The following is a 9,859-nucleotide window of genomic DNA, read 5'->3' as shown; positions in this document are numbered from 1 at the left end:
GGTCACCCGCGGCACCGCCGGCGGCGTTCGGGTCACCCGCGGTGCCACCGGCACCGCCCGCACCGCCACCGTTGCCGCTGCCGCTGCCGCCCGCGCCGTTGCCGTTCTTGCCGCCGCCGTTGCCCGCGCCGTCGCCGCCGCCCGAGCCGGCCTTGACGGCCTGGCCTCCCTGCACGGTGCACGGCACCGGCGCGTCCTTCTTGTCGCACGGGCTGGGCAGCGGGGCGTTCTTGAGGACGGTGAGCTCACCGGCCGAGTTGAAGGTCGGGTTGGCGCAGTTGGAGAGGGTGTCCGGGTTCACCGGGCTGGCGTTGCCGGGGATGCTCTTGGTCTGGAGCAGACCGCCCTTGACCAGGCCGCGCGGGATCGGCGAGTAGCCGAGGCCGTCCGCCTCGCCCTGGCCCTCGCACAGCACGTAGGACAGGAAGCGGCTGAGCGCGGAGCCCTTGTCGTTGTTGAACCGCGGCGGCACCGGCTGGGAGGCTCCGGCGCGCGGCACGATCACGTAGCTGTAGCTGGAGATCGGGTACGCGCGCGGGTCGTCCATGGTGTAGACGCCGTCGAGGTTCTGCTGGAGGTAGTTCGGGTCGGTCGACGGGGTGCCGTCGTCGACGCCGCGGATCTTCGCCGCGGTGAGCGCCACCGCGACGTTGGAGGCGGTCGGCAGGGAGTAGTAGCCCGCCGCGTTGAGCACCTTCACGACCGGCCAGTTGCTGCGCTTGGCGAAGGCGTACTCGTCGTAGCCGATGGTGCCCAGGTTGTTCGGGTCCTTGATGTAGCCGGCGACGGTGTCGGAGCTGCTCTGCGCGGTCATCCGGCCGGAGGCTGGGAAGAACTCGGTGTAGTCGCCGCAGGTGGTGCCGTTGACGCCCTTGCAGTACGCCTCCCACTGGCCCTGGTGGGTGTGCTGCATCCAGCGGGTGAACTGCGCGGTGGCGCCGGAGCCGTCCGAGCGGACCACCGGGGTGATCGGCAGGTTCGGCAGGGCCTTGCCGTAGTCGGCGGTGATCTTCGGGTCGTTCCAGTTGGTGATCTTGTTGGTGAAGATGTCCACCACCGTCTGGGGGGACAGCCGCAGGTCGCGGACCTGCTTGCCGCCGGTCACCAGGTTGTACATGAAGGTCGTCCCGCCGGCCGTGATCGGCACGTACGAGAAGCCGTAGACCGGGTTCTCCTTGGTGCCCTGGCCGCCGCTGCGGCGGTCACCGCTGAGGCCGGTGTCGTCCTGGGTGCGGAACGGCACGTCCGAGGCGGTGAAGTCGTCCTGCCCGAGGCTCCAGGCGTTGCGGCCGGCCGCCGAGCCGATCGGGTTGAAGTTGATCTGGATGCCCTGCGGGCCGACGTCCTGGCGCCACTGGTCGATGGCCGGACCGGCCCAGCTGGAGCCGTCCGCGTTCAGTGCGACCGAGGCCGCGTACGCCGGGACGGTCTGCCCCAGCAACAGGGAGGCCGCGGCGAGCAGCAGGGCCAGCAGCCCCGCCGCCAGTCGGGCCACGGAGCGCCTTGCGGCCTCCCAGGACATGTGAACTCCTCTGGTTCCGAGGGTGGTTGATCCGAGGGTGGTTGATCGATGGGTCGGTGTTCCGGGGGTGGTGGTACGGAACATCACTGCTTCTTCGGCTGGATGACGAACGGACGGGCGACGGCGCCCGCGGCAGCGCGCTCCATGCGCCGCCGCTGGGCGCGGGTCAGCTGGCCGGGCACCCGGCCGCCGAGCACGCGCGCGGTGACGAAGAGGATCAGCACCACGGCCATCAGCGTCATGCCGGCGGCGAAGCCGCGCGCGATCATCCCGTCGTAGGGCTGCTTGACGTAGTTCCAGATGTACAGCGGCAGCGACACCTGGTGCTCGGCGAACGGGTTGCCGTTGAACTGCGAGGTGAAGCCGGAGGTGAGCAGCACCGGGGAGGTCTCGCCGATGCCGCGCGCCATGCCGAGCACCACGCCGGTCATCAGACCGGGCCGGGCGGTGGGCAGCACGACGTTCCACACCGTGCGCCACTGGCTGCCGCCGAGGGCGTACGAGGCCTCCCGCAGGGTGCCGGGCACCAGCCGGATGACCACCTCGGAGGCCCGGGTGACGATCGGCATCATCATCACGGTGAGCGCGAGCGAAGCCGCGAAGCCGCTCTTCTCGAAGCCGAAGGTGATGATCACGACGCCGAGCACGAAGAGCCCGGCGACGATGGACGGCAGCGCCGTCATCGCCTCCACCAGGGTCCGCACCGGCCGGGCCATCCGGCCGCCGACCTCGGACATGAAGACGGCGGCGGCGATGCCCAGCGGAACGGCGAACAGCGTGGCCAGGCCGAGCTGTTCGAGCGATCCGACGATCGCGCCGAGCGCGCCGCCGGAGTCGATCGGGGAGAGCGGGCCGGTCTGTTCCATCGACTCGGTGAAGAAGTTCAGGTGGCGCGCCGCCTCCAGGCCCCGGGCCGTCACGAAGCCGACCTGGTCGATGATCAGCCCGACGACCGCGATGCCGGAGCTCCAGGCCACCACCGACACCAGGCGTTCGCGCACCATCAGGGTGCCCCACTGGAGGCGGCCCAGCGCGAAGTAGGCGGCCAGGAACAGCACGTACCAGCAGATCACGAAGCCGGACGCGCCGCTGAACGGCAGCACCCGCTCGTACAGCATCCAGTTCAGCGCGAGCGAGCCGACCAGGGCGCCGGCCACGGTGAGGACGTCCTCGGAGGTGACGCCGCCGAGGCGGACCTTCTTCTCGGGGCGGGGTTCGGCGGGCGCGGCCGGTTCCGGGCCGGCGGCGGGCCCGGACGCCGCGACCGGCGGCAGGTCGAGCGTGGTCATCGGGGAGTCCCTTCACGGTGGTTCGGGCGGCGGTCGGCCGGGCGGCGGCCGGTCGGACGGTGCGTCATGCTCAGTCCGCCGTCGAGGCGCCGGAGCGGGACCGGTTGATCACGAAGCCGGCCCCCACGTTGACCACCAGGGTGAGCACGAACAGCACCAGGCCGGCCGCCATCAGCGCGGACAGCGAGAGCTTGTCCGACTCGCCGAACCGCAGCGCGATCAGCGCCGAGATCGAGTTGGCACCGTTCTCCAGGACGTGCGTGATGGTCTTGAAGCTCGGCGAGATGATCAGCGCGACCGCGATGGTCTCGCCCATCGCGCGGCCGAAGCCCAGCATGATCGCGCCGATCACGCCGCCCTTGCCGAACGGCAGGACGACCGTGCGGACCATCCCCCAGCGGGTCGAGCCCAGCGCGTACGCGCCCTCCCGCTCGCCCTGCGGGGCCTGGGAGAACACCTGCCGGCTGAGCGAGGTGATGATCGGGATGATCATCAGGGCGACCACCACGCCGGCGATGAAGGTCGAGGAGGTGTAGGAGGTCCCGATGTCGCCGGTGCGCACCTTGAGGAAGGGGACGTACTCCCCCAGGTGGTTGGCGATCCAGCGGACGGTGCCGACGAACCGCGGCTGGAGGAAGTACAGGCCCCACAGGCCGTAGACGATGCTGGGGATCGCCGCCATCAGGTCGATCAGCGAGACCAGCGCGGCGCGCAGCCGCGGCGGCGCGTACTCGGAGATGAAGACCGAGGTGCACAGTGCCACCGGGACGGCGATGACCAGCGCGATGACGGCGATCAGCAGGCCGTTCGGCAGCACGGCGGCGATGCCGAAGTTGTGCGCGGCGGTCTGCCACTTCTGCTCGGTCAGGAAGGACCAGCCGACCGCGCGGAAGGCGTCCGTGCCGCGCAGGATCAGGAAGAAGGCGATCAGACCCATGATCGCGAACACCGAGAGCCCGGCCGTCCGCAGCACGCCGCGGAACACCCGGTCGGCCGGGGTGGCGGGGGCGGTGATGACGCGGGGAACGTCGGTGTCGGGTCCGTGATCGGGTCGGCCCGGCGCCCCGGCGGGCGACGCCGCGGGCTCGGCGGCGGCTGTCATGGCTGCATCTCCGTGCTCGGGTACGGCGGCCGGGGCTGAGCCCAGGCCCTGAGGGTGGCCCGGCGGGGCCGGAACGGCGGCCCCGCCGGGTCGTGCGACGGCGTGTGCGTCAGCTCCGGCGGCGCACCCGCGACCAGCCGGCGCGCAGGCCGTTCAGCGCCCGGTCCCCGGCCGGCGTACCGCCGAGGATCAGCGCCGCCGGGCCGCCGACCAGCAGCACCAGGCCGCCGATCAACGCCACCGGGAGCAGCAGCCGGGCCGTGCCCGAGCGGTCCGCGGCGGGCGTGCCGGCCGCGACCGGGGCGGCGGCCAGCGGGCCTCCGCTCGCGGACGGCGTGGCACCGGGCTTCGCACCGGCCGCGGCGGCGGCGGTGCCGGTGGTGCCGGTGGTGCCGGTGGTGCCGGTGTCTCCGGTCAGACCGCCGGAGGTGCCGCCGGTGAGGCCGGAGCCGGTCGTGCCGTCACCGAGACCCCCGCCGGTGGTGCCGCCGCCGTCGGCGGAGCCCGAGCCGTCGGGCGTGGTGCCCCCGGTGCCGCCCGTCCCCTCGCCGCCCTCGGCCGGCGGGGCGACCTGGTTGCCGGGCAGCTTGCCGTCCTGCGTCTCCACGTGCTTGGCCGCGTCCTGCGCCTGCTGGCGCTGGGCGCCGGTCAGCGCGAGGTAGCCCGCCGCCAGCTTGCCCGGCTCGAAGCCGTACACCTGGCCGCTGGTCGTCACGGTCTTCAGGAACTGCGAGATCGCTCCCGCCTTGGCCTCCGGCACGCCCTTGGTGGGCACCATCGCGTACTGCACGGCGGTCAGCGGGTAGGCCCGCTGGTCCCGGGAGAAGGCCGAGTCGGCAACGCCGTACGGCAGTTGCTGCACACCGGTGGTCGCGTCGGTCGGCATGTCCGCCACCGCCGACTGGAAGCCGGAGGTGTCGGGCGAGACGAACTGACCCGCCGGGTTGAGCAGTTGGGCCTCGGGCAGGGAGAAGGCCTTCGCCTGGCCGGAGTCCATGATGGTGAACAGCGTCCGCTCGCCCTTCTGCATGGCGGGGCAGCCGGAGTGGGTTCCGTCACCGGCGACCGTCGCGTTGGTGCAGTTGGGCGTGTTCTGCAGGAGCTTGCGCGCCATGTCGCCGAGCCCCATGGTGTTCGGGTTCCACTCGTACTGCTTCCAGCGGTCGTACGGGTCCTTGGTGGCGCCGACGATGCCCGAGGAGTCCTGCCGGATGAAGGACTCGACCGGGTACCCGGAGAAGGCGGGCCGCAGGTAGTAGGTGTTCACGTGCGTGCCCCACGGGTCCGGCTCGCCGTCCAGGAAGCGCACCGCGTCCGGGTCCGAGGCGATCCACGAGGTCAGCTGGTACGCCAGGTCCGTGGTGCCGCCGACCACCGTCGGGCTGGAGTTGCCGGTGTTGCAGAACCGCGGCCAGGCCAGGCCCGAGCTCGCGGGCAGCGGGTTCAGCTTGAGGAACTCCTGGTCCGCGAACACGCAGTTGGGGTTGCCCCGCACCGAGGCGATGTCCGAGCCGTCCGGGTCGTAGGACTGGGTGAGCATCTTGGCCAGCAGCCGGGCGTTGAGCTTCATGTCGCGGATCTGCCGGCCGGAGGCCGGGTCGTCCACCACGAAGGCCACCGAGATGCCCGTCGTCGCCAGCGGCGCGTAGACGTACGGCCGCGGCGGTGTCTGGCGGTCCGGCCGGGCGGTCAGCGCGACGTCCTTCCGGCCGCCCAGGAAGTCCTCCCGGGCCTGCGGCTCCCCGCCCGCCGGGCTGTACTGCAGCGAGATGGGCGCGTCGCCGTGGCAGAGACCGGCCCGCCACTGCTGCACGGCCCGGTTCGCCATCTCCAGGCCGGCCATCGTCATGTCGGAGGCCCGGTCCGGGCACGAGGACGGGGTGGCCGCGAACTCCAGCGGGATGGCGGCGCGGTTGTCCCACGCGCACTGCTCGCTGGTCGCCATGTTGTTCCAGACGTTGAGCATCCCGTTGACGCTGTCGCTCGCGGTGGGACCGCCGAAGTCGTTGTACAGGTCCGAGTCGTGGTTGGTGCAGTCGACGTCACCCGACGGGTTCCAGCTCGCGATGCTGTCCCCGCCGTAGTTCGGCACCACCACGATCGAGCACTTGTGGCTGTCGTCGCACCCCAGCGTCGGGCTCTGCGTCGATGTCCAGACCTCGATGTCCGCGACTCCCGAACCGTCCGTGCCGGTCGGGGCGATGACCATGTTGCTCACCGAGAAGTCGGGCGTGGTCAGACCGGCGGCCGGCTTCTTCTGGTTGAAGCCCTTGGCCGGATCCGCGTTGTACAGCGTGCTTCCGTAGCAGTCCGTGATCTTGGGGTCCTCGCCCCGGCACTGGTAGATCCGGACGGGGTAGAGGGCGTTGCGGTCGAGCACCGGGGTCACCGACACCGGCGTGCCGAACGGGTCCACGGTCGGGGTGAACCCGCTCCAGGACACGTGGACGACCTGGTTGGTCAGGTTCTTCGCCTGGGACACGGTGATGCTGCCCTCGGGCCCCTTCGACTGGGTCGCCGGGATCCAGACGTGCGGCCCCTTCACCGTCTTGGCGGACCCGGTTTCCGCGGCGGCGGGCGCCACCGCGCCCAGGCCGATCGGCACCACGCCGAGCGCGACCACCACCGACCACACCAGTGCGACCGCGGGCAGGCGACGTCTCCACCCCCCCGGTTCTCTCCGGGCGGGCAATCGGACTCTCATGACGGGCACCTCCGTGCGGATCCGCGCCGCCGGGTGCGCGGCGCGAGGGGGATCGGGCTGCGGGCGCGACCGGCGATTCCGGTACGCATCCATTCGGCCCGCCGCACATGGCCGGATCCGGTCGCCCACGTGTACGAGAGCACAACGCAGCGACTCCGTAGGGCACTTGTCCGGTGCACACGGGGAGGCCCGCACCTGACGGCGCGGGCCTCTCGGGGTCGGACGGCGTCAGCCGTTGACCGTCAGGGAGAAGGAGCCCACCGACTGGCCGTCGGTGAAGAACTTGGTGTTCAGCTTGGTGTCCAGGTACTGCGCGCCCACGGCGTCCACCGTGAAGTCCGACGCGTTCAGGGTCTGGGTGGTTCCGGTCTTCGCGGTCTTCAACACGCCCGCAGGAGCCAGCAGTTCGACCGGGGCGGAGCCGCCGTCCGGCACGCCGGTCAGCCGCCAGCTGTCGGCGCTGAACGCCAGCTGCTTGAAGCGCACGCTCTTGCCGGTGAAGTAGTCGATGAACAGCAGGCTGCCGCCCAGCTGCACCTCGCCGTAGTAGCCGACCAGGTTGACCGAGCCGCCGGTCACCGGGAAGTCGACCTTGAGGCCCTCGGCGGAGGTGTAGGAGACACCCGCGTCCGGCAGCGGCAGGACCACCACGCCGTTCTTCGCCGCGGCCGAGACGAAGGCGGTGCTCACGGTCGCCACGGCGGTGCCGGTGGGAGCCGGCACGGTGTCGGCGACGGCCACGCCACTCAGGGCGGTCACGGCGAGGGCGGCCGCGATGCTGCCGGCCAGCAGCCGGGCGGAGGTACGGGACATGCTGAACTCCTTGGGAGAGGAATCGAGTTGGTGCTGGTGGAACACCGGTCGAAGGACCGGCGGATCTTGGGGGCACGGCGCCGCGGCACGGGCGGTGAGCACGTTCAGCCCTGGAGGTAGGCTCCGCAGGCCGGGGTGACCAGGAAGCCGTGGCTCTTGATGTCGGCCTTGGCGGTCGCGTCGGTGCAGATCCAGCCGCTGCGGCCGAAGATCGCGCGCAGGGCGTTGCCGTGCGCGTCGCCGGCGGTGAACTCCGCGTCCCGGAAGGTGTTGTAGACCACGCGGCCGAACGCGGAGTTGGCCAGGGCCGTGTTGATGATGCCGTTGACCACCGGGGGGACCGCCGTGTTGGTGGGGCCGAGGGCGACGCCGCGCAGGCTCAGACCGCCGGGCCCGTCGGTCGCCGTTCCGTGCCCGCCGACCGTCTGGCCCACGTAGTCGCCCACCGAGTAGGGGAACACCACGTCCGGGTCGTTCAGTCGGCTGTCGGTGCCCTGGTTCTCCTCCGGACCGTCCTGCACACAGGGGCTCAGGGTCGGGTTGCCGATCGCCTTCAGGAAGTCCACCCGGGTGCCGGAGCCGGCGAACGGCAGGAAGGGCTTGATGGCGGTGGCCGGCTTGCTCGGGTCGATCTGGTTCCAGGTGGTGACGTCGCACTGGTAGATGGCCTTGAGCTGCGCCGGGGACAGTGCCTCCGGGGCGTTGCCGCCCACCTGGGCGGCCCAGGTCACCGCGTCCTTGGCCAGCACGACGAAGTCGAGGGCGGGCTGGTCTCCGACGAGCGGGCCGCGGTCGACCCGGGCGAAGTCGACCGTGGCACTGGAGTACGACCCGAGCGCCTTCGCCCCCGCCCACGCCCCGTGCGGACGGGCGATCGGGGTGGCACCCGCCTTGGTGAGGATCGTCGAGGTGCCGGTCGAGTCCCAGCTGTACAGCCGGGGCGACGTGGTGTCGCTCCGCGCCGCGAGCTGGGCGTCGTAGTCGAGGGCCAGCTGGTTCATCAGCCCCTGGGTGGTTCCCGCCCCCACTCCCACGATGTCCTGCGCCACCGGCACCGCGGGATCGGCCGACGCGCCGCCCGTCGACAACGCGGTCGTCAGCACGGCCGCCGCGGCGGCCACGAGCAGTCTCGACCCGGTACGCATGGCTCGGTCCTTTCGGAAGGTGCGGCCGACGGCCGGCGGGGGTGGCACAGGGGGGACGGGCTCCAGGGCCGGACAGGGCTAGAAGGAGGCTCCGCAGGCCGGGGTGACCAGGAAGCCGTAGCTCTTGAGGTCGGCCTTGGCGGTCGCGTTGACGCAGATCCAGCCGGTGGGGCCGAAGATGGCGCGCAGCGCGGTGCCGTGCGCGTCGGTCGCGGTCCACTCGGTGTCACGGACGGCGTTGTAGACCACGCGGCCGAAGGCGGAGTTGACGAAGACGGCGTTGATGACGCCGTTGGCCACCGGGGGGACGGGTACGTTGTTGGAGCCGAGGACGACGCCGCGCAGGGTCAGGGCCCCCGGGCTGTCCGTCGCCGTTCCGTGGCCCCCGACCGTCTGGCCCAGGTAGTCGGCCACCGAGTAGGGGAACAGCGCGTTCACGTCGTTCAACCGGGGGTCGGTGCCCTCGTTCTCCTCCGGACCGGTCTGCACGCAGCCGCCCGGGGCCGGGTTGCCGATCGCGGCCAGGAAGAACGCCCGGGTGCCGGAAGCGGTCGGCGGCAGCCACGGCTTGACGGGCTCGTCCGGCTTGCTCGGGTCGATCTGCTTCCAGGTGCGGAAGCCGACGTCGCACTGGTAGACACCCTTGAGCTGCGCCGGGGTCAGCGCCGCCGGGGCGTTGCCGCCCGCCGGGGCGGACCAGGTCACCGCGTCCCTGGCGAGCACGATCGAGCTGAAGCCGGGAGGAGGGGTCTGACTCGGCGGGATGCGGTCGGATCGGGCGAAGTCCACCGTCGCGCTGGTGGTGTTCAGGAGCGCCTGCACTCCGCCGACTGCGCCGTTCGGCCGGGTGATCGGCACGGCACCCGTCTTGGTCGTGATCGGCGAGGGGCCGGTGGAGTCCCAGCTGTACAGCCGGGGGGAGTACGGGTCGGTCAGCGAGGCGTTGTAGTCGGCCGCGAGCCGGCTCATCACCCCCTGGGTGGTCTGCGCGCCCACCCCCACGATGTCCTGGGCCACCGGAAGGACGACCGGGTCCGCCACCGCCGGCCCGCCCCACAGCGGGAGTACCGACGCGGCCACCACTCCTGCGGCACACAGCTTCGCCCTACGCATCGTCATCTTCCTGTCCTCTCCGCCGCGAACCGGGTCGATGGGCCGGCGTGCGGGCGGTAGGGGGCGTGCCAGGCGTTGACACTGATGAGATGAGTCTTCCCCGGGGTGAGGCCCGGTGAGGTGCGGGTCGGTATCAACCCCCACATCAGGGGCTGATCGCTGGCGTGGCCC

7 protein-coding genes are annotated in these 9,859 nt (G+C 71.7%); all 7 read right to left on the bottom strand.

The features are described from left to right. On the bottom strand, positions 1–1,522 hold a 1,522-nt coding region (locus ACFRMQ_RS31980), incomplete at its 3' end, for a substrate-binding domain-containing protein (RefSeq protein WP_380734221.1). An 83-nt stretch (positions 1,523–1,605) separates the two neighbouring features. Next, a complete protein-coding gene (gene pstA, locus ACFRMQ_RS31975) occupies positions 1,606–2,811 on the bottom strand; it encodes a phosphate ABC transporter permease PstA (protein WP_380734220.1) in 1,206 nt (401 codons plus the stop codon). A gap of 70 nt (positions 2,812–2,881) precedes the next feature. Further along, the gene (gene pstC, locus ACFRMQ_RS31970) at positions 2,882–3,913 is read right to left on the bottom strand and encodes a phosphate ABC transporter permease subunit PstC (protein WP_380734219.1); all 1,032 of its coding nucleotides are present in this window, start codon (positions 3,911–3,913) and stop codon (positions 2,882–2,884) included. A 109-nt stretch (positions 3,914–4,022) separates the two neighbouring features. Beyond that, positions 4,023–6,548, bottom strand: coding sequence for a hypothetical protein (locus ACFRMQ_RS31965; protein WP_380734218.1), 2,526 nt, complete (start codon positions 6,546–6,548; stop codon positions 4,023–4,025). 297 nt (positions 6,549–6,845) lie between these two features. Continuing rightward, positions 6,846–7,430, bottom strand: a complete 585-nt coding sequence (locus tag ACFRMQ_RS31960; protein ID WP_380734217.1) for a hypothetical protein — start codon at positions 7,428–7,430, stop codon at positions 6,846–6,848. A 104-nt stretch (positions 7,431–7,534) separates the two neighbouring features. Then, positions 7,535–8,575: a substrate-binding domain-containing protein gene (locus ACFRMQ_RS31955; RefSeq protein ID WP_380734216.1), complete on the bottom strand. Its 1,041-nt coding sequence runs from the start codon at positions 8,573–8,575 to the stop codon at positions 7,535–7,537. Between the two features lie 78 nt (positions 8,576–8,653). Then, the gene (locus ACFRMQ_RS31950) at positions 8,654–9,694 is read right to left on the bottom strand and encodes a substrate-binding domain-containing protein (protein WP_380734215.1); all 1,041 of its coding nucleotides are present in this window, start codon (positions 9,692–9,694) and stop codon (positions 8,654–8,656) included. Between the last annotated feature and the right edge of the window lie 165 nt (positions 9,695–9,859).

Origin of the sequence: Kitasatospora sp. NPDC056783 (genome assembly GCF_042789895.1) — a bacterium.
In the GTDB taxonomy this organism is placed as follows: Bacteria; Actinomycetota; Actinomycetes; order Streptomycetales; family Streptomycetaceae; genus Kitasatospora.
Note: the sequence above shows the minus strand (reverse complement) of the source record. Positions and strands in the feature narration are given on the sequence as shown.

Coding starts and splice junctions, on each gene's coding strand:
- pstA (WP_380734220.1), bottom strand. CDS start 2,811: ATGACCACGCTCGACCTGCCGCCGGTCGCGGCGTCCGGGCCCGCCGCC.
- ACFRMQ_RS31950 (WP_380734215.1), bottom strand. CDS start 9,694: ATGACGATGCGTAGGGCGAAGCTGTGTGCCGCAGGAGTGGTGGCCGCG.
- ACFRMQ_RS31960 (WP_380734217.1), bottom strand. CDS start 7,430: ATGTCCCGTACCTCCGCCCGGCTGCTGGCCGGCAGCATCGCGGCCGCC.
- pstC (WP_380734219.1), bottom strand. CDS start 3,913: ATGACAGCCGCCGCCGAGCCCGCGGCGTCGCCCGCCGGGGCGCCGGGC.
- ACFRMQ_RS31955 (WP_380734216.1), bottom strand. CDS start 8,575: ATGCGTACCGGGTCGAGACTGCTCGTGGCCGCCGCGGCGGCCGTGCTG.